We start from the raw sequence: 17822 nt of genomic DNA, 5'->3' as shown, positions 1-17822 counted from the left end.
GCCTGGCCGATGCTGCGTTCGCTCGTCGCCACCGCGCTGTCCTACCGCCTGCTCGTCCTGCTGCTCGCCGCTGTGACGGCAGGGCTAGGGATATGGGCCTTCGTCAACTTGCCGGTCGACGCCTATCCAAACATCGCCCAGACACAGGTGAAACTGATCCTGAAAGCCCCCGGGATGACGCCGGAGGAAGTGGAAAGCCGGGTCATCACGCCGATCGAGCAGGAGATGCTCGGCATCCCCAATCAGGCGATCCTGCGCTCAGCGGCCAAATATGCCATCGCCGACATCACCATCGATTTCACCGATGGCACCGACATCTATTGGGCGCGCCAACAGGTCGCCGAGCGGTTGTCGGGCGTGATGGGCGATCTACCCGCATCGGTGACGGGCGGTCTGGCGCCGATCTCCACGCCGCTTTCCGACGTCTACATGTTTACGATCGAAGGGCCGCTGTCGCTCCAGCAGAAGCGTGAGCTACTCGACTGGACGATCCGCCCGGCGCTGCGCACCGTGCCCGGCGTCGCGGACGTCAACGCGCTCGGCGGCTATGTCCGCACCTTCGAAGTGAGGCCCGATCCGGTGGCGTTGGCCTCCGCGAAGCTTTCGATTGCCGATCTGCGTGCGGCAATCGAAAGCGGCAATCGCAACGATGGTGCGGGTCGCCTCGCCAATGGCGAGGAAGCGCTGATCGTCCGCGCGGTTGGCGCGATCCGCAATGTCGAAGACCTGCAATCGCTCGTCGTTGCCAGCCGTGATGGGCGGATCGTGCATCTTGGCGACGTCGCCACGGTCGGAACTGGCAGCCTCACCCGCTATGGCGCGGTGACCAAGAACGGCAAGGCCGAAGCGGTCGAAGGGTTGGTAATCGCGCTGCGCGGGGCGGACGCCCGGCAGGTGGTGGACGGCGTTCGCACGCGCCTCGCCGAGGTCGAGCGCGGCTTGCCCGCAGGCACGCATATCAATGTGTTCTATGATCGCTCTGACCTGATCGAACGGGCGGTGGGCACCGTCGAGGAGGCGCTGCTCGAAGCGACCGTCCTCGTCGTCGTGCTGCTGATCCTGTTCCTGGGCGACTGGCGCGCGGCCGCGATCGTCGCCGCGACCTTGCCGATGGCCGCGCTCATCACCTTCCTCTTCATGCGCGGCATGGGCCTCTCCGCCAATCTGATGAGCCTTGGCGGGCTTGCGATCGCGATCGGGATGCTGGTCGATGGCGCGGTGGTAGTGGTCGAGAATGTGGTCGAACGGCTCGGCCGCGATCACGATGGAGATACGCCCCGGCTCAACCATGTGTTTCGTGCGACCAGCGAAGTGATCGTCCCGGTCTCGGCCGGCATCCTCATCATCGCGCTGGTGTTCCTGCCGTTGCTCTCATTGCAAGGGTTGGAGGGCAAATTGTTCGCCCCTGTCGCGCTCACCATCGTCTTCGCGCTCGCAGGCTCTCTCCTGCTGGCGCTGACGCTGGTGCCGGTACTGTCCTCCTTCGGCCTCAAAAGCGGCCACCATGGCGAGCCGTGGATCATGCGCCAGCTTGGCCCGCGCTACCGCGTGCTGCTGGACGGCGCGTTCGCGCGCAAAAAGCTGGTCTATGGCCTCTCTGCTCTGGGACTGGTGCTGGCTGGCATAGCCTATGGCGCGGTTGGCAAGACCTTCATGCCGACGATGGACGAGGGCTCGGTCATCGTCCAACTCACCAAGCTGCCTTCGATCAACCTCGACCAGTCGGTTGCCGGTGATCTGGCCGTGCAACGCGCGCTCCGGGCCGTGCCCGAGGTCGAGGACGTGATCGCCCGCGTCGGTTCGGACGAAATCGGCCTCGATCCGATGGGCCTCAACGAGACCGACAGCTTCGTCCGATTGAAGCCACGCTCCGAATGGCGCGGCAACAAGGATTTTGTCATCGAGGAAATCCGCAAGGCGCTGGAGGGGCTTCCCGGCATCACTCCCAGCTACACCCAGCCGATCGAGATGCGCGTGTCCGAGATGCTGACCGGCGCGCGCGGGGATCTCGCGGTCAAGATATTCGGCCCCGACCTCAACACACTCGCCGATCTCGCCGGCCAGATCCAGCACACGCTGTCCGGCGTGCGCGGCGCGTCCGAAGTGCTGACGGTCGCCAACGACAGCGTGGATTATCTTCAGCTCGACATCGACCGCGCGGCGGCCGGGCGGTTCGGAATGCCGGTCGACCAGATGCAGGATGCCTTGCGCGCTCAGGTCGAGGGGATGCGCGCGGGTGTCGTGGCGGAAGGGCAGAAGCGGACGCCGATCGTCATCCGCGGCGATGAGAGCCTTCGCAAGGACGCCGCGCGCTTCGCCGATCTGCAATTGCGCACGCCTGATGGCACGCTCGCGCGCGTCAACGACATGGCGCGGGTGGAGCGCACGCAGGGGCCGGTGAAGCTCGATCACGAAAACGGCTCACGCTTTGCGCTGGTGCAGGCGTTCGTCTCCGGGCGCGATCTGGTCGGCTATGTCGATGAGGCGAAGGCGGCCGTGGCAGCGAAGGTACGGCTTCCGGCAGGATACAGCATCGTCTGGGGCGGCCAGTTCGAAAATCAGCAGCGCGCCTCGGCACGGCTGATGACGGTGATCCCGATCGCGCTGGGACTGATCCTCCTCGTGCTGTTGGCGACTCTGCGCTCGCTCCGCGCGTCGCTGCTGATCCTCGCCAATATTCCCTTCGCCATGGTCGGCGGACTGATCTCGCTCTGGGTGTCGGGCGAATATCTTTCGGTCCCCGCCTCGGTCGGGTTCATCGCCCTGCTCGGCATCGCGGTGCTCAACGGGCTGGTGCTCGTCGCCTATTTCCGGCAGCTCCGCACGGAAGGGCTAGGCATGGCCGAGGCGGTACGGCTCGGCGCGCAGCGGCGACTGCGGCCCGTGCTGATGACCGCCAGCATCACCGCCTTCGGCCTCGTGCCGCTCTTGTTCGCCAGCGGGCCGGGATCGGAAATCCAGCGTCCGCTCGCCATCGTCGTCATCGGCGGCCTCATCACGTCCACTCTGCTGACGCTGATCCTGCTGCCGATCCTGTTCGAGCGCTTTGGCGAAAGCGCCGGAGAAACCGAAAATGCCTGATCTCCTGTTCACCCTGCATTGCGCTGTCCCCGACGCCGAAGCGTTGATCGACGCCATTCGTACCGTCTCCCGGGCGCCGATCCATATCCGGGCAGAGGCTGTGCGTGGTCGTGACTTCGACGATGCCGGGACCGCCGAGCGGGTTTCCGGCGAACTCAAGCGCACGACAGTCGAACTGATCGTCGGCGAGGACATGGTGCCGGATTTGCTTCGCGCAGTGAAAGAGGCAAGGCGCGACCTGCCAGTGCGGTGGCGAACCGTTCCGCTCGTCGATCAGGGAAGGATCGCCTGATGCGGGTCGTCGCCTTTGCCTGTTGCCTCGCATTTGGCGCAACGCCTGCGCTCGCCCAGCGCGCCGACCTGCCGCCAGCAGAGAAGGTCAACGAGGTGCTCGACAGTCATCCCAGCGTTGCCGCTGCCCTCGCCCGTGTCGAGGCTGCGCGAGCGCGCGGCGACATGCTTCGCAAAGGCCCGCATGAAGTGACGGTGAGCGGTAGCTACATCCGCCGCACGGTGGATCGCGAAGGCGGTTTCGACGAGTTCGACACAACGATCAGCCGCCCTTTCCGCCTGCCGGGCAAGGCCGCGCTGGACCGCAAGGCTGGCACCTTGGGGATCGAGGTGGCCGAGAACCAGATGGAGGATGTCCGTCACCAGACGGCGCTGATCCTGTCGAGCCTCTGGCACGACTGGCTGACTGCCGGGACTCATTATCGAAACGATATGGACACGGTCAGGGGGCTGGAAGAATCGATCGCGGCGGTGAAACGGCGAGTCGCGCTGCGTGACGCCGCCCAGCTCGATCTTGACCAGGCGCAAGCAGCGCTCGCTCAGGCCCGCGCGCAGGCGGCATCGTCCCTCTCTATCCGCGAGCAGGCGCGTGTCACCCTCGCCGCGGCCTTCCCCGACATTCCCTTGCCATCCGAGCCCCCGGAACTTGCGCCCCCGACGCTTCCCGATGTGGGGCTGGAGACGATGCGCGATCTCGTGATCGAGCGCAGCCACGAGATCCGTGCAGCGGACAAGGAAGCGCAGCGCCTCGGCGTCACGGCTCAGCGGGTTCGGGCGGATCGTATCGCTGATCCGTCGTTCGGCGTCCGTTTGTTCAGCGAGCGCGGCGGCCTGGAAAAGGGCGCGGGTGTCGTCGCCTCGATCCCGCTTGGCGGCGGTTATCGCCGGGCAGCGGCGGATCAAGCCTCAGCCGAGGCCAACGCCGCGCGCATGGAATTGGCGGCGATACAACGCAATATCCAGGCCATCGCCAATGCGGACCTTTCCAACGCCCGCACCCGCTACGATGCCTGGCGCAACGCCGATCTATCGATGCGCAGCGCCGCCGACGCGGCCGCCAAGATGGCGCGAGGATATCAACTCGGCCAGATCGATCTGACCGATCTTCTTTATGCCCGGCGGCAGGCGCAGGAGGCGCACCGCCTGGAAATTGATGCCCGGTCGGAAGCCGACCGGGCGCTCCTCAAGCTTCAGATCGATTCACACAGCATCTGGGCACCGGACGAGGAGAAAAGATAAGATGCTAAGCTTGTTCCTTGCCTCGGTCGCGAGCGAAGTTTCTTCACCGCCGCCATTTCTCGGACCAGATCAAGTCGCGTCGGCGCCGGTGCAGCCAAATTCGGCCGTCGCGCGCCCCGCATCAGACGCGACACAGCCCGCCATCACGCCACCGGCGCTCGATCTGGCGCCATCGGCCCCACAGTCGCCCGTTGAGCAAGAAGGCCCAGCAAGCCAGGACGCATCAATCCAGAATGGTACAGCGGACGCAAAAGACACAATTGTCGTCACAGCCTCGTCGCGCTCAGCCCGCGTCGACCCGCTGGAACCAGCCAATCTCAAGTCGTTTGAAATCACGCAGTCTGTCGATCATGCGGTGGTGGCGCCAGTGGCCATGGGCTATCGGCATATCATCCCCGGACCAATACGTGATGGCCTGCACAACGCATTCGCCAATCTCGACGAACCTGTCGTCTTTCTGAATTTCCTGATCCAGCACAAGGTCGGCAAGGCCGCCGAGACCGTCGGCCGCTTCGCAGTCAACATGGCGCTTGGCGCAGCGGGACTATTCGATATTGCCAAGCGAAAACCATTTCGCCTCCCGCATCGTCCCAACGGGTTCGCCGACAGCTTCGGGTTCTATGGCGTAAAGCCCGGAGCATTCCTGTTTTTGCCAGTGGTTGGGCCGACGACTGTCCGGGATCTGATTGGCGGCCTGATGGATCGTATGGTGCTGCCCACCGCCATCGGCGTTCCGTTCAACCGGCTGGCCTACAGCGCAGGGACCGGCGTGCCGCGCGCGCTCGACCGGCGTATCCGGTTTGACGCAGAACTTCGCGAGCAACGGGCACAGGCACAGCCCTACGTCACAGCGCGCGAATACTATCTGCGACGCCGGCAGGATGAAATCGATGTGCTGCGCGGGAATCGAAAGATGGCTGCCTCCACGCCGGACGCTCATAAAAGCATTGATGAGCTATGAAAGCACTGAAATGCGCGCTGATCGTCCAAACCGCATCGAAACATTGACCGGCCGTCCATTGCTATCTCCTCGCCCCCAGAGGAAAGCTGGACGGTCAGGGCTCGCTGGCAATAAGAACAAATCGCTAGCGAGCGGGGCGGGGAAATATCTGGAGATATATCCTCGCCCCAATATTATCGAAGCTGGCAGTAAATGAATGCCCTTCGATATCCGCCTGCTCCGCCATGCCATCGCCGCCGCCGATCATGGTAGCTTCTACAAGGCGGCGCGGGCATTGGGCGTGGAACAATCCACACTGAGTCGAAACGTCGCCAGGTTAGAGCGAGTAATCGGAGTCCAAATCTTTGAGCGGTCTCGTTCGGGAGTTAGCGCAACCATCGCAGGAAAAGACTTTATTCGGGGTGCTAGGCCGATGGTCGCTGGTGCAGATAAACTGATCGCCGTGACACGCGCCGCTGGTCAGGGTCGCGCTGGCGGGTTGATGATCGGACATTATTGTTCATTGTCGGCCGGTAATCTGCGGGCCACTGTGATTGGCTGGCGCGGTGCTCATCCGGACGTCGACTTGGATGGAGTAGAAGCAGAACGAGCCGTCCTGCTTGCTGGCCTTGATATTGGGGAGATAGATATCGCCATTCTGGCGGGGGAAGCGGACCACGACGGCTATCGACGTGAGCCGTTCTGGAGCGAGCGCGTACTGGTCGCATTACCTGCCAGCCATCCCTTGGCCGAACGCGAGATAGTGCATTGGACCGATCTACGCGGTGAGCGTTTTCTTCTCCCCACAACGGACCCCGGCCCGGAAATCCGCGACATGCTACTTGGCCGACTGTCTGTCGGAGGAATGCAAGCAAGTGTCAGAATGCATCAATGCAGCCGCGAGACAATCTTGAGCCTGCTCGGCGATGGACTTGGCCTCACCATTGTCTGCGAAGGCAGCACCGGCGCGCGCTATCCAGACGTGGTTTATCGACCTGTTCATGCTGAACAGGGGCCGATGTTGATTGGATATTCAGGATACTGGCACGATGACAATAGTAATCCCGCACTCCGGCGCTTCCTCCATTTCATAAAGACTCGCTACGCGCTATCCTTCAAAATCTCGGAGAGTCCGGCGGAATGTTATTTGCTTGGGAGCTAAACATCATGACGCAAGTAAAGATATTCATCGTCGCGCTCGCCATGCTCGTCATCGGATTTGGCGCGGGATTTGCGCTGCGTCCGATCATCATGCCGCCCGCCACGTCGGCGATGGCCGTCAGTCCTGCCCCCGTGATCGCCGCACCAGGGGCAGCGCGTGGTATGCAGTATTTCGCCGCGAACCTCGACGAAGCGCGGCGCGTGGTCGCCGGATGCCGCGACGGCTCGGTGCGCGGCGACGAATGCACCAACGCCCAGCAGGCCGTGACGGAAGCCGAAGGCCGTGAACGATTCAAGAAATTCATGGGCCACTGAGGCCGACAAGCTTCAATCGCTTTTTGTGCGCCGCCGCCGAAAGCCGCGATCGGTATCCATGAACCGCGCGAGCATCGGCGCGACCAGCTTTTCGGGTGAGGCCGGCGAGCCGCCCGTCTCGGCCGCCAGCGCCGCGGCATAGGCTTGCAAGTCTCGATGGACGGTGGCGGGTATCTCCACCGTGAGCTTGACCGGCCTATCGTCGGCGAGTGGCCCCAGCTTCAATTTGGTCATCGCGTTCCTCCGATGGATTCGAGCACGAGATCGCGGGTGATGACAATGCGCAGGGGATAGCCCGGTCGGATGGTGAGCGTCGGCGGCACGTCGAGTTGGCGGCGCACGATCTGCTGTCCCGTCTGATTGATGGTGTCCTGCGTCCCGTAGCGAAGCGCCTGCACCAGCGAGCTGTTGTTATTGGTTGCCATCTCGGACCCGATGCCGAGCAGCGTGGAGATGGCGGCGGCCTTGAGCATGTTGCCCCAATGCTGGTCGACGCGATCCTGCAAGCCCGCATATCCTGCGGCGTCGGTGCCTGGCTGGCGTTCGAGAACGATCGAGCGGCCATCCGGCAGGATCAGCCGATCCCAGGCGAGCAGCACGCGGGTCTGCCCGGCGGTGATCTGACTATCATATTCGCCGATCAGCCGCGCGCCCTGCGGGATGAGCAGGATTCGGCCGGTGATGCTGTCATAGACGTTCTGCGTCACCTGAGCGGTGATCTGGCCGGGAAGGTCCGACCGGATGCCGGTGATGAGCGCGGCCGGGATGATACTGCCAGCCTGGACGATGTTGGGCGATGCCGAAGCGGTCAGCCGCTCGACGCTGACCGTCCGCTGGTTGGACGCCTGCGCCATGAAGGCCTGCTTTGCAGCCTGGTCGCCCTGGCTGGCGGCCTGCTGTGCGGGAGCCGGCGTATCTGATGGCACGGCGGCGACGGGCTGCGCTGCCGCTCCGGCTACGGCGGCCGTGCCGCCGCCCAGGAAGACCGAACTGGTTCGCGCTGCGTCACGCTCTTGGCTGATGCGCTGGCGGGCGGCTTCCTCGGCTCGCGCGCCGGCATCGGGCTGGCCGGCTTGCGCGCCGATCGGCGGCACGGGAACGGCCTCGCCGCGCTGCTGCGCGGAGACGATCGGGCGCCCGAGATCACCGGGGAGCGGCGGCCCGAGCTTTGGGGCATGGCCGTAGTCCTTGGGACCGGATGTGATCGCCTCCCCTGGGCGGCTGTCGGTGTTGTAGAGTTCCTTCGCTTCATGCGGACCGACCGGCCGCAAGGCGTAGATCAACGAGCCGCCGATGCCGAGACCGGCGGCGACGCCCACCACGGCAAGCGCTTTGCGCGAAAGCCGCATGACGCGCGGCGGATCGCCCCGGAGCTGGAAGGCCTGGCGATCGGCCGGACGCGCGACCGCTTCGGCGACGGGGATGTCGGAAGGATCGCTCATCAGCGCCGCTCCCGGCCATCGTCGCGCACGATCCGCACGCGCCGCTCGCTGCGCTTGTCGCCCAGGCGCAGCTCGGCGGCGGCAAACAGGCGATCGACCACCATGTAACGGCCCTGCACGCGGTAATTGACCAGTTCGGCGTCGCCGGCTGCGCCGGTCACGAACAGCGGCGGCATCTCGCCCTGCGAGATCCCGGCCGGAAATTCGATGAACACCTGCCGGCCATCGTCGAAGGCGCGGGCCGGCCGCCATGGCGCACGATCGCCGTCGATCCGGTAGCGGAAATTGAGCGCTGCCAGGTCCACGCCAGCCGCGACCGGCACGGTGGCCGCGGCAGCAGCGTTGCGGCCCTGCAAAGCGATCAGCGCATCTCGCGGATAGGTCCAGCTCACCGACGCCATGTAGGTTGCTGCACCCGCGCGCAGTTCCAAATGATAGGTGCGCCGGTCGGTGTTGATGACGAGGTTGGTCGAAAGGTCGGGCCGGGTTGGTTTAACGAGGATATGCACCCGAGCTGTCGCGCCCGCGCCGCTGGTCGTATCGCCGATGATCCAGCGCACGGTATCGCCCGCCGCAACCGGCCCGGCCCCGACTAGCTGCTCGCCTTCCTGAAGCGCGATGTCCGTCACCTGGCCGGGCGCGGCATAGACCTGATAGAGCGCACCGTCCGTCCACGGATATTGCTGGATCGCATTGAGGAAGCCGTCGCGCACCGGCTGCATGCGGGCAGCCGCGTTAGCCGCGTCGACACGGTTGCGCGGATCGGCGGATTCCGGCGGACGCGGGCTTTCGCCGACTGGCTTCAACTGGCCTGGAAGCGGCAGCGGCTCGGGGATCGCCACCACCTCGACCGGCTTGGGCGGCTCGGGCGCCGGAGTGGCCGCGATCTCGGCCGGCGGCGGATTGTCATAGGCGATGGCCGGCGGCTTGGCTGACGTGGTGGCGCAAGCGGCGAGCACGGAGGTTGTGGCGAGCAGGACCGCCGAGGCGGCGCGACGAAGCATTGGGCGTCTCATTGCGACAGCTCCTTTGACCAGTTGAGGGCGTTGACGAAGACCCCGAGCGGGTTCTTGCGCAGGGCGTCGGGCGTGCGCGGGGCCACGAAAACAACGGTGAGGATGGCCGACCAGCGCTCGGTGGCGGCAAGGCTGCCGTCCTGATAGCGCCGCTCTGTCCAGGCCACCCGGAAGCTGTCGGGCGAAGCACGGATCACGCTCGACACGTCCACCGCGACCTGGACCTTGCCGATCTGAGCGAAGGGGTCGTTCGCCCGCGCATAGTCGTTGAGGAACAGCGCGCCTTTGTCGGTGGTGAAGTCGTAGGCGCGAAGCCAATTCTGGCGGACGATGATCGGATCGGCAGGGATGCTGCGCACCTGCTCGATGAACCGGGCGAGGTGGAACGCGGTCTGCGGATCGGTGGGACGATAGTCGGCCTCTGCGGGCGCGACGGCCTGCGCGTCGCCGAGCTTATCGACCTGCACGACCCACGGCACGATATGACCACGCGCGGATTGCCAGACGAGGCCACCTGCAAGTCCGCCCGAGAGCGCCAGCGCGCCAAAGAAGGCGAGCCGCCAGTTCTTCGCCTGCACGCGGGCCGAGCCGATCCTGTCGTCCCAGGCTTGGGCGGCGCGCTGATAGGGTGTGGTCGGCTCGGGGGTCTGGCCGTAGCGGATGGTTGGGCGTCGGAACATGGGCGGTTAGTCCTTCTGGCTGAGATCGACGGACGCACCGCTCCCGCCACCGTCGCCGGAACGCAGCGTGTGGGCGGCGACGGTGGCGCCGTGGGTTAGCTCCGAGCGGCGTTTCATGTTGGCTGTCCAGGCGGGCGGTCCATCAGGCGACGGCGCGGGCGACGAGGCGCCCCCCGAGATCGTGCCGCCCGTTGCGGTCACGGCCGCGCGGCCACCCGAGCGATAGCTATCTTTTAGGGATGCTGCTGCCTTGCGGAGCGGCGACATGGCCGCGCCCGCTGCCACTCGGCCAACGCCGGCGGCACCGCCCGCAACGGCCGCTCCGCCGGTCTTGCCGGCCGAGCCGAGCGCATAGGCGCTGCTCGCCGCCCCCGAAGCGAACGCACCGCCTCTGGCCGCGCCGCCGATCACGCCGGCAGCCGCGCCGACGCCAAGACGGGCGGCGGCTGCGCCACCGACGAGCGCACCGCCGGCGGCAAGCGCGGTTCCGGCCGCGGCGCCCGCGCCAAGCGCGGGACCGCCCGAGACGATACCGTTGGCGATACCGGGGCCGAAGATGGCGAGGCCGAACAGCGACAGAGCAGCGAGCGCGATCGCCATGACCTGATTGATGTCGGGGGCCGTGCCGAGGTTTGCGCTGGTGAACTGGCTGAACAGCGTCGTGCCGATGCCGGTGATGACAGCGAGCACCAGCACCTTGATGCCGGTGGAGACGATATGGCCGAGCACCCGTTCGGCCATGAAGGCGGTCTTGTTGAAGAAGGCGAAGGGCAGCAGCACGAAGCCAGCCAGCGTCACCAGCTTGAACTCGATCAGCGTGATGAAGACCTGCACCGCGATGATGAAGAAGGCGAGCACTACGATGACCCAGGCGAGCAACAGGACGAGGATCAATGCGAGGTTCGAGAACACCGCCCACAGGTTGGAGAATTGCCCTGCCGCATCCATCAGCGGCTTGGCGGCTTGCAAGCCTGTCGCCGCAATCGTGCCGGGTTTCATGAAATCGCCCAGCGACATCGCCCCGCCGCTCGCCTTGAGGCCAAGGCCGGCGAAGGACTGGAACACGATATTGGCCAGGCTGGAGAAATTGCCGATGATGAACGCGAAGACGCCGATGTAGAGCGTCTTCTTGACGAGGCGCTGAAGCACGTCCTCGTCGGCGCCCCAGGCCCAGAACAGCCCGGCGAGCGTCACGTCGATGGCGATCAGCGTGGTCGAAAGGAAGCTGACCTCGCCGCCGAGCAGGCCGAATCCGCTGTCGATGTAGCGGGCGAAGACATTGAGGAACGTGTCGATGACGCTGGTGTCGTTCATGGCGCGGGGGTCTCGGTTGCGGGAGCTGCGGGTTCGCTGGCATCCGCTGCGGGCGCGGGAGCATCCTGACGGAAGAAGCGGCGGCGGTTCTCGGCCCAGGCCGCTTCGCAGCCCGAGTCCGGCATGGTGAGCGTCGCGCAGCGTTCGAGTTCGCGTGCGAGCCGGTCGTGGCGCGCCTCCCCGCGCACAGCGGCGGCCGGGGCTTGTGCGGGATCAGGCTTGTGAACGGCGGCGACGATCGCCACCGTCATCATCAAGCCTGCCAGCGCGGCGACGCCCGCGATCTTGGCGGTGCGCGAGGATGCGTGCAGCATCGGACGCTTGTCCTCAGTTGCCCATGAAGCGGCGGAACCGTTCGCGCCCCTCCGCCTCCTCGGCCGTATGCCGCGCGGATTCGAGCGCCTGCGCGCGACCTTGCGCCGCGACGGCGGCAGTCAGGTCGGCAAGCTGCTGCGATTGCAGTGCGAGAAGCTGATTGCCAGCCTGCGCGGCCTGAAGCGCGCCGGTCGCCGACTGGCTGGCCGAGACCAGGCCGGTCATCGTCGTGCGCGCGCCGTCGATATTCCCGACGACGCCGGCCTGCACCTTCAGCGAGTCCTCGAACGCGCCGACACTATCCTGCCAACGCGCATTCGCGTTGGCGACCATCTGCGCCTGCGTGCCGGTCAGCGCCGAGCCGGTGTAGCGGCTGGTGAACGCCTGCTGGATGTTCTGCACATCGTAGGCGATGCGCTGCGCCTGGCCGAGAAGCTGCTGGGTGCGCTGAACCTGCTGCTGCAACTGCTGGAGCTGGCTGAACGGCAGCGAGGCGAGATTCTTCGCTTCGTTGATGAGGCTCGTCGCCTGCTGCTGGATTTGCTGGATCTGGTTGTTGATTTGGCTAAGCGAGCGAGCCGCCGTCAGCACGTTCTGCGCATAATTGGTCGGGTCATAGACGATCCCGCCAAAACCGAATTGCGCATAGGCCGGCATCGGAGCGACCACCGGCGCGATGGCCGTGGCGGCGAGCATGCCGGCCAGGATGGCGCGGCGAAGATTCATTCTGGTCATAGCGGTAACTCCTGCTGAGGTTGATGCCGGGGATTGCGGGGAAGAAGTTCGACGGCCCAGGCGCAGCCGCGATGGCGCAGCCACTCGGCCGCGAAGGCGGACGCCCCATGGGTCTCGATCAATTCGGCGATGCGGAGCTGGTCGGTTTTCGAGGACGCGGCGGCGAAGGCCAGCGCGACCTCGCCCAGGCCCAGCTCGAACAGGCGGTTGCCGCGCCGCGACTGGCAATAATAGTCACGCTTCGGCGTCGCCCGACTAAGGATTTCGATCTGCCGGGCATTGAGGCCGAAGCGCTCATAGATAGCCGCGATCTGCGGTTCGGCGGCGCGCTCGTTGGGCAGGAAGATGCGCGTCGGACAGCTTTCGATAATGGTCGGCGCGATGCTGGACGTTTCGATGTCAGCGAGGCTCTGGGTGGCGAAGATGACGCTGGCGTTCTTCTTCCTGAGCGTCTTCAGCCATTCGCGGAGTTGCGCCGCGAAGTCGGGGCTGTCGAGGACCAGCCAGCCTTCGTCAATGATGATGAGCGTCGGTGAGCCGTCGAGCCGGCCTTCGATCCGGTGGAACAGGTAGGACAGGACGGCTGCGGCCGAGCCAGCACCGACCAGGCCCTCGGTCTCGAAAGCCTGAACCGCCGCTTGCCCAAGCCGTTCAGCTTCGGCGTCGAGCAAACGGCCCCACGGCCCGCCGATGCAGTAGGAGGCGAGCGCCTGCTTGAGCTGCTGGGATTGCAGCAGGACGGCAAGACCCGTGAGCGTGCGTTCGCCGATCGGCGCCGAGGCCAGCGATCCGAGCGCCGACCAGATATGCTCCTTGGCCTGCGGATCGACCGCGACGCCTTCGGAAGCGAAGATCGCGGCCAGCCATTCGGCCGCCCATGCCCGTTCGGCGGGATCGTCGATATGGGCGAGCGGCTGGAGCTGCACGCCGTCGCCGGCCTCGTCGGCGAGCATCCCGCCGAGATCCTGCCAGTCGCCGCCCATGCCGATCGCGGCAGCGCGGATGCTGCCGCCGAAATCGAAGGCGAATACTTGGCCGTTCTCGTAACGGCGGAACTGCATCGCCATCAGCGCGAGCAGCACCGACTTGCCCGCGCCGGTCGGCCCGACGATCAGCGTATGGCCAACATCGCCGACATGAAGGGAAAACCGGAACGGGGTCGAGCCTTCGGTCTTGCCGTAGAGCAAGGGGGGAGCACCGAAATGCTCGTCCCGTTCCGGCCCCGCCCATACTGCTGACAGGGGGATCAGGTGGGCGAGATTGAGCGTGGAAATCGGGGGTTGGCGGACATTGGCGTAGGTGTGACCGGGAAGACTCCCCAGCCACGCCTCGATCGCGTTCATGCCCTCGGGGATCACGGTGAAATCGCGGCCCTGGATGACCTTCTCGGCGAGCCGCAGCTTTTCGGCGGCAATGGCAGGATCGCGGTCCCACACCGTCACCGTCGCGGTGACGTAGGCCATGCCGGCATAGTCGGCACCTAGCTCCTGCAGGGCGGTGTCGGCATCGGCGGCCTTGTTCGAGGCATCACTGTCGAGCAGCGTCGATGCCTCGTTGGTCATCACCTCTTTCAATATGGCGGCGACCGACTTGCGCTTGGCGAACCATTGCCGCCTGATCTTGGTCAGCAGCCTTGTCGCATCGGTCTTGTCGAGCATGATCGCGCGGGTCGACCAGCGATACCCGAAGGCGAGCCGGTTCAGCTCGTCGAGCAGGCCGGGGAATGTGACGCTCGGGAATCCGACGATGGTAAGCGTGCGGAGGTGATGGTCGCCCAGGCGCGGTTCCAGCCCGCCGGTCAGCGGCTCATCGGCGAGAAGTGCGTCGAGGTGCATGGGCGTTTCGGGAACACGCACACGCTGGCGTCGGGTAGAAATGGTGCTGTGCAGGTAGGTCAGCGTCTCGGCGTCATCGAGCCAGCGGACCTCGGGCACGAAGCCTTCGATCAAGTTCAGAACGCGGTCGCTGCGATCGGTGAAGCCCTTGAGCAGCTCCCACGGATCGACGCCGCTGGTGGACTTCCCTTCATAGAGCCAGCCTTCAGCGCGTGCCGCTTCCTCGGCCGGCGGCATCCACAGCAACGTCAGAAAATAGCGGCTCTCGAAGTGTGCGCCCTCCTCGCGGAACTGTTCGCGCCGCTCCAGATCGACCAGCGAAGACACGGGATCGGGAAATTCCGCCTCCGGGTAATCGAGCGCGGGTGTGCGTTGGGCTTCGACGAAGATCGCCCAGCCCGACCCGAGCCGACGCAGCGCGCTGTTCAACCGTGCGGTCGTGGCGACCAGCTCGGCCGGCGTGGCGCTGTCGAAATCGGGGCCGCGGAAATGGGCCGTGCGCTGAAAGCTGCCGTCCTTGTTCAGAACAACGCCTGCACCGACCAGTGCGGCCCAGGGCAGGAAGTCGGCGAGATGGGCCGCATGCCCACGGTATTCGCGAAGGCTCATCATGGCTGCATCCAGGTCGGATAGCGAAGGTGGCGTCGGGCGACGTCCACGAACTGCGGATCGCGGCGCGCGGCCCAGACCGAGAGCGCGTGACCGATCGCCCAGATGACGAGACCCGCCACCCAGAGGCGCAGGCCGAGACCGATCGCGCCCGCCAGCGTGCCATTCACGATGGCGAGCGCCCGCGGTGCGCCGCCGAGCAATATCGGCTCGGTCAGCGCCCGGTGGACGGGAGCGGAGAAGCCCGCGATCGGCTCGCTCGCTTCCATCAGACCAGCGCTCCGCCGCCGAAGCTGAAGAACGACAGGAAGAAGCTCGACGCGGCGAATGCGATCGACAGGCCGAACACGATCTGGATCAGCCGGCGGAAACCGCCGCTGGTATCCCCGAACGCCAGCGTCAGGCCCGTCACGATGATGATGATGACCGCGATAATCTTGGCGACCGGTCCCTCGATCGATTGGAGGATCGATTGGAGCGGCGCTTCCCACGGCATCGACGACCCCGACGCATAAGCGGGAACGGCGACGGTCAGCGCGATCACGCCGGCGGAAGTGGTGAGCATGGCGCGGCGTGCGCCATGCCGAAGGGCACGGATCATTTGACGTCTCCTGGCTGGGGTTGGGAAAGCGAAGCGATGCGGTAGTCGCCGGTGGCGGGGTGCAGCCCCTCGACACGCGCCAGCTCGGCGAGACGGCGACCGTGCCCATCGCGGACCAGGACTGCGATCAGGTCGATGGTCTCGGCGAGCAGCGCGCGCGGGACCGTGACGACGGCCTCCTGAATGAGCTGTTCCATGCGCCGGAGCGCGCCTAGCGCGGTGCCGGCATGGATGGTTCCGATGCCGCCGGGGTGTCCGGTCCCCCAGGCCTTGAGCAGGTCGAGCGCTTCCGCGCCGCGCACCTCGCCGATCGGGATGCGATCAGGCCGCAGACGAAGCGAGGATCGGACGAGATCGGATAGCGAAACGACGCCATCCTTGGTCCGCATGGCAACGAGGTTTGGCGCGGCGCATTGCAGCTCGCGCGTATCTTCGATCAGAACGATACGGTCGGCGGTCTTCGCCACCTCGGCGAGCAGCGCGTTGACCAGGGTGGTCTTGCCGCTGCCGGTGCCGCCCGCGACCAGGATGTTGGCGCGGGCCGCGACACCATCGCGCAGCGCCGCCGCCTCGGCCGCCGACATGATCCCGGCGGCTACATAGTCGTCGAGCGTGAATACCGCGACTGCGGGCTTGCGGATCGCGAAAGCAGGCGCAGCGACCACGGGCGGCAGAAGACCCTCGAACCGCTCACCACCTTCGGGCAGCTCCGCAGAGACGCGCGGGGATCGGGCATGAACCTCGACGCCGATATGATGTGCAACCAGGCGGACGATGCGTTCGCCATCGGCGGCGGACAGCAGTTCTCCGGTGTCGCTGATCCCTTCGCCGAGGCGATCGACCCACAGCCGCCCATCGGGGTTCAACATGACCTCGATCACAGCCGGGTCGTCAAGCCAGGCTGCAATCGACGATCCGAGAGCCGTCCGCAGCATTCTCGCACCGCGTGACTTCGCCTCGGATCGGATCGGGTGGACGGTCAAGGAACTGGCCCCTCACTTGGGTCGGGCGAACCGCCGCCCGGCGTCAGCAGCGCATCAAGAGAGCCAGAAATTCAGCCGCTGCAACAGCTACTTGGCGGAGTAGTAGACGGGGCGGTAGATACGTAGCCGATGGCGATTTCACCCGGCGTCGAAATTGCGCGCGACACGTGCACACAGCGAGAATCGGGATCGGCGACGGAGCGAAAATGTACTAAAGCCGTGCTTCGTCGGAGTGCGGCGATTGAACGCGCACAACGACACCATTCGATCGATGCTTTGGGATTCGGTGATGGCTGACTGGATTTACGTCGACAACTCTAACGTATTCATCGAGGGCAAACGGGTCAGCGCTGTCCGGAAGGGACTGGCCCCAAACATCTGTGCCTTCGATTATCGTATCCTCGATAACGAATATCGCATGAGCTTCGGCAAGCTCTATCGATTCGTGGCTGGAGACAATCGAGCTGATGTCGCCCGCGCGATGCTCTTCGGCTCGCGCCCGCCGCAGAACGACGTGATTTGGCAGATTGCCGACGAGGCCGGCTTCGAAGTTCACGTCGAGGATCGAAACGTGGCGAACAAGGAAAAGAAAATAGATACGGGGATCGTCGCCGCGATGAGCCGCGATGCCTATCGCAATGCCAAGCCCGACGACGTCTTCACCTTGGTTTCAGGGGACAACGACTATGTCCCCGCCGTCCAAATGTTGCGCGATGATGGCTTCCAAGTGGATGTTGTCTTTTGGAACCATGCCGGTCGTGAACTGAGAGAGGCAGCGTCGAATTTTATTCCGCTGGACGATCACCTCGACAATCTGCGGGTCTAACGACGCTCGTCTTCATCGGATCCAGGCTTGGGCCATACATCTTCGGATATCTCGTCTAGCAAATTCTTGCCGCTGGCGTAGCGCCGCCCCAGCGTCTCGACGAACCCGTCGTAGCGCTTACGCCCCTTCACCTGCGCGGCCGCCTGGTCCTCGTCGGGCAACGGCGGCGTCACCGACAACCAGAACCGCACAAACAGCGCCAATGCCTCGGTCGTGAGGCCGGTGTTGCGCTCTAATCGCTGAACCTGCCGCGTCAGTCGGTCGAGCCGCCGGGCAAATGCCGCCTCCATCCGATCTGCGCCGTCCGGCGACAGATAGGATGTGACCGCCGCCTCCACGATCGCCGATCGCGAGATACGTCGCCGGATCGCCAGCTCGTCAATCTGCTTGGCGAGCGTGGGCGGAAAATAGACGTTGAGCCGAACGCGCACGACGGCTG

The 17822-nt window shown here is 65.3% G+C and carries 19 protein-coding genes; 7 read left to right on the top strand and 12 right to left on the bottom strand.

Annotation, left to right across the window (positions count from 1 at the left end; genetic code table 11):
- The first annotated feature begins 9 nt into the window (after positions 1 to 9).
- From ACIQCS_RS04155 to ACIQCS_RS04130, 6 genes are all read left to right on the top strand, one after another.
- Positions 10 to 3081 (top strand): CusA/CzcA family heavy metal efflux RND transporter, encoded by a 3072-nt coding sequence (locus ACIQCS_RS04155; protein ID WP_345846585.1) that lies wholly within the window; start codon positions 10 to 12, stop codon positions 3079 to 3081.
- The gene (locus ACIQCS_RS04150; RefSeq protein WP_345846584.1) at positions 3074 to 3373 is read left to right on the top strand and encodes a DUF3240 family protein; all 300 of its coding nucleotides are present in this window, start codon (positions 3074 to 3076) and stop codon (positions 3371 to 3373) included. The genes ACIQCS_RS04155 and ACIQCS_RS04150 overlap by 8 nt, the downstream gene beginning before the upstream one ends.
- Positions 3373 to 4611 (top strand): TolC family protein, encoded by a 1239-nt coding sequence (locus ACIQCS_RS04145; RefSeq protein ID WP_345846583.1) that lies wholly within the window; start codon positions 3373 to 3375, stop codon positions 4609 to 4611. The genes ACIQCS_RS04150 and ACIQCS_RS04145 overlap by 1 nt, the downstream gene beginning before the upstream one ends.
- A 10-nt stretch (positions 4612 to 4621) precedes the next feature.
- Positions 4622 to 5572, top strand: coding sequence for an MlaA family lipoprotein (locus ACIQCS_RS04140; RefSeq protein ID WP_401530130.1), 951 nt, complete (start codon positions 4622 to 4624; stop codon positions 5570 to 5572).
- A gap of 196 nt (positions 5573 to 5768) precedes the next feature.
- Positions 5769 to 6713, top strand: coding sequence for a LysR family transcriptional regulator (locus tag ACIQCS_RS04135; protein ID WP_345846579.1), 945 nt, complete (start codon positions 5769 to 5771; stop codon positions 6711 to 6713).
- Between the two features lie 5 nt (positions 6714 to 6718).
- The gene (locus ACIQCS_RS04130) at positions 6719 to 7027 is read left to right on the top strand and encodes a hypothetical protein (RefSeq protein WP_345846577.1); all 309 of its coding nucleotides are present in this window, start codon (positions 6719 to 6721) and stop codon (positions 7025 to 7027) included.
- A 12-nt stretch (positions 7028 to 7039) separates the two neighbouring features.
- Here ACIQCS_RS04130 and ACIQCS_RS04125 read toward each other — a convergent pair whose 3' ends face one another.
- From ACIQCS_RS04125 to trbB, 11 genes are read right to left on the bottom strand one after another with little or no spacing between them, the layout of a single operon-like run.
- The gene (locus ACIQCS_RS04125) at positions 7040 to 7261 is read right to left on the bottom strand and encodes a DUF2274 domain-containing protein (RefSeq protein WP_345846575.1); all 222 of its coding nucleotides are present in this window, start codon (positions 7259 to 7261) and stop codon (positions 7040 to 7042) included.
- Positions 7258 to 8469, bottom strand: a complete 1212-nt coding sequence (locus ACIQCS_RS04120) for a TrbI/VirB10 family protein (RefSeq protein WP_345846573.1) — start codon at positions 8467 to 8469, stop codon at positions 7258 to 7260. Before ACIQCS_RS04120 ends, ACIQCS_RS04125 begins: the two co-directional genes overlap by 4 nt.
- Positions 8469 to 9473, bottom strand: coding sequence for a P-type conjugative transfer protein TrbG (gene trbG, locus ACIQCS_RS04115; protein ID WP_345846572.1), 1005 nt, complete (start codon positions 9471 to 9473; stop codon positions 8469 to 8471). The genes ACIQCS_RS04120 and trbG overlap by 1 nt, the downstream gene beginning before the upstream one ends.
- A gap of 8 nt (positions 9474 to 9481) precedes the next feature.
- A complete protein-coding gene (gene trbF / locus ACIQCS_RS04110; RefSeq protein WP_345846569.1) occupies positions 9482 to 10165 on the bottom strand; it encodes a conjugal transfer protein TrbF in 684 nt (227 codons plus the stop codon).
- A gap of 6 nt (positions 10166 to 10171) precedes the next feature.
- Positions 10172 to 11479 carry a P-type conjugative transfer protein TrbL gene (gene trbL / locus ACIQCS_RS04105; protein ID WP_345846567.1) on the bottom strand — a complete coding sequence of 436 codons (1308 nt, stop codon included), beginning with the start codon at positions 11477 to 11479 and terminating at the stop codon, positions 10172 to 10174.
- A complete protein-coding gene (gene trbK-alt, locus ACIQCS_RS04100; protein WP_345846566.1) occupies positions 11476 to 11793 on the bottom strand; it encodes a putative entry exclusion protein TrbK-alt in 318 nt (105 codons plus the stop codon). The genes trbL and trbK-alt overlap by 4 nt, the downstream gene beginning before the upstream one ends.
- Before the next feature lie 13 nt (positions 11794 to 11806).
- The gene (trbJ, locus tag ACIQCS_RS04095; RefSeq protein WP_345846563.1) at positions 11807 to 12529 is read right to left on the bottom strand and encodes a P-type conjugative transfer protein TrbJ; all 723 of its coding nucleotides are present in this window, start codon (positions 12527 to 12529) and stop codon (positions 11807 to 11809) included.
- Positions 12526 to 14976: a conjugal transfer protein TrbE gene (gene trbE / locus ACIQCS_RS04090; protein ID WP_345846562.1), complete on the bottom strand. Its 2451-nt coding sequence runs from the start codon at positions 14974 to 14976 to the stop codon at positions 12526 to 12528. Before trbE ends, trbJ begins: the two co-directional genes overlap by 4 nt.
- Positions 14973 to 15242 carry a VirB3 family type IV secretion system protein gene (locus ACIQCS_RS04085; protein WP_345846561.1) on the bottom strand — a complete coding sequence of 90 codons (270 nt, stop codon included), beginning with the start codon at positions 15240 to 15242 and terminating at the stop codon, positions 14973 to 14975. Before ACIQCS_RS04085 ends, trbE begins: the two co-directional genes overlap by 4 nt.
- A complete protein-coding gene (locus ACIQCS_RS04080) occupies positions 15242 to 15574 on the bottom strand; it encodes a TrbC/VirB2 family protein (RefSeq protein WP_345846560.1) in 333 nt (110 codons plus the stop codon). The genes ACIQCS_RS04085 and ACIQCS_RS04080 overlap by 1 nt, the downstream gene beginning before the upstream one ends.
- Positions 15571 to 16557 (bottom strand): P-type conjugative transfer ATPase TrbB, encoded by a 987-nt coding sequence (gene trbB / locus ACIQCS_RS04075; RefSeq protein WP_345846559.1) that lies wholly within the window; start codon positions 16555 to 16557, stop codon positions 15571 to 15573. The genes ACIQCS_RS04080 and trbB overlap by 4 nt, the downstream gene beginning before the upstream one ends.
- A 289-nt stretch (positions 16558 to 16846) precedes the next feature.
- Between trbB and ACIQCS_RS04070 the strand changes: the two genes are divergently transcribed.
- Positions 16847 to 17383, top strand: coding sequence for an NYN domain-containing protein (locus ACIQCS_RS04070; protein WP_345846557.1), 537 nt, complete (start codon positions 16847 to 16849; stop codon positions 17381 to 17383).
- Here ACIQCS_RS04070 and ACIQCS_RS04065 read toward each other — a convergent pair.
- Entirely contained in the window at positions 17380 to 17814 is a 435-nt protein-coding gene (locus tag ACIQCS_RS04065) for a CopG family transcriptional regulator (RefSeq protein WP_345846556.1), read from the bottom strand. The two genes, ACIQCS_RS04070 and ACIQCS_RS04065, sit on opposite strands and share 4 nt — an antisense overlap.
- Positions 17815 to 17822: the final 8 nt, after the last annotated feature.

This window comes from Sphingomonas sp. NPDC092440, assembly GCF_044754985.1.
Taxonomy (GTDB): Bacteria; Pseudomonadota; Alphaproteobacteria; order Sphingomonadales; family Sphingomonadaceae; genus Sphingomonas.
The sequence above is the reverse complement of the archived record's forward strand: the minus strand, read 5'-3'. Positions and strand labels throughout refer to the sequence as shown.

What these genes read in the sequence shown, in the direction of transcription:
- ACIQCS_RS04155 (WP_345846585.1), top strand. Translation starts at nt 10, where the DNA reads ATGCTGCGTTCGCTCGTCGCCACCGCGCTGTCCTACCGCCTGCTCGTC.
- ACIQCS_RS04150 (WP_345846584.1), top strand. Translation starts at nt 3,074, where the DNA reads ATGCCTGATCTCCTGTTCACCCTGCATTGCGCTGTCCCCGACGCCGAA.
- ACIQCS_RS04145 (WP_345846583.1), top strand. Translation starts at nt 3,373, where the DNA reads ATGCGGGTCGTCGCCTTTGCCTGTTGCCTCGCATTTGGCGCAACGCCT.
- ACIQCS_RS04135 (WP_345846579.1), top strand. Translation starts at nt 5,769, where the DNA reads ATGCCCTTCGATATCCGCCTGCTCCGCCATGCCATCGCCGCCGCCGAT.
- ACIQCS_RS04130 (WP_345846577.1), top strand. Translation starts at nt 6,719, where the DNA reads ATGACGCAAGTAAAGATATTCATCGTCGCGCTCGCCATGCTCGTCATC.
- ACIQCS_RS04125 (WP_345846575.1), bottom strand. Translation starts at nt 7,261, where the DNA reads ATGACCAAATTGAAGCTGGGGCCACTCGCCGACGATAGGCCGGTCAAG.
- ACIQCS_RS04120 (WP_345846573.1), bottom strand. Translation starts at nt 8,469, where the DNA reads ATGAGCGATCCTTCCGACATCCCCGTCGCCGAAGCGGTCGCGCGTCCG.
- trbG (WP_345846572.1), bottom strand. Translation starts at nt 9,473, where the DNA reads ATGCTTCGTCGCGCCGCCTCGGCGGTCCTGCTCGCCACAACCTCCGTG.
- trbF (WP_345846569.1), bottom strand. Translation starts at nt 10,165, where the DNA reads ATGTTCCGACGCCCAACCATCCGCTACGGCCAGACCCCCGAGCCGACC.
- trbL (WP_345846567.1), bottom strand. Translation starts at nt 11,479, where the DNA reads ATGAACGACACCAGCGTCATCGACACGTTCCTCAATGTCTTCGCCCGC.
- trbK-alt (WP_345846566.1), bottom strand. Translation starts at nt 11,793, where the DNA reads ATGCTGCACGCATCCTCGCGCACCGCCAAGATCGCGGGCGTCGCCGCG.
- trbJ (WP_345846563.1), bottom strand. Translation starts at nt 12,529, where the DNA reads ATGACCAGAATGAATCTTCGCCGCGCCATCCTGGCCGGCATGCTCGCC.
- trbE (WP_345846562.1), bottom strand. Translation starts at nt 14,976, where the DNA reads ATGATGAGCCTTCGCGAATACCGTGGGCATGCGGCCCATCTCGCCGAC.
- ACIQCS_RS04085 (WP_345846561.1), bottom strand. Translation starts at nt 15,242, where the DNA reads ATGGAAGCGAGCGAGCCGATCGCGGGCTTCTCCGCTCCCGTCCACCGG.
- ACIQCS_RS04080 (WP_345846560.1), bottom strand. Translation starts at nt 15,574, where the DNA reads ATGATCCGTGCCCTTCGGCATGGCGCACGCCGCGCCATGCTCACCACT.
- ACIQCS_RS04070 (WP_345846557.1), top strand. Translation starts at nt 16,847, where the DNA reads ATGGCTGACTGGATTTACGTCGACAACTCTAACGTATTCATCGAGGGC.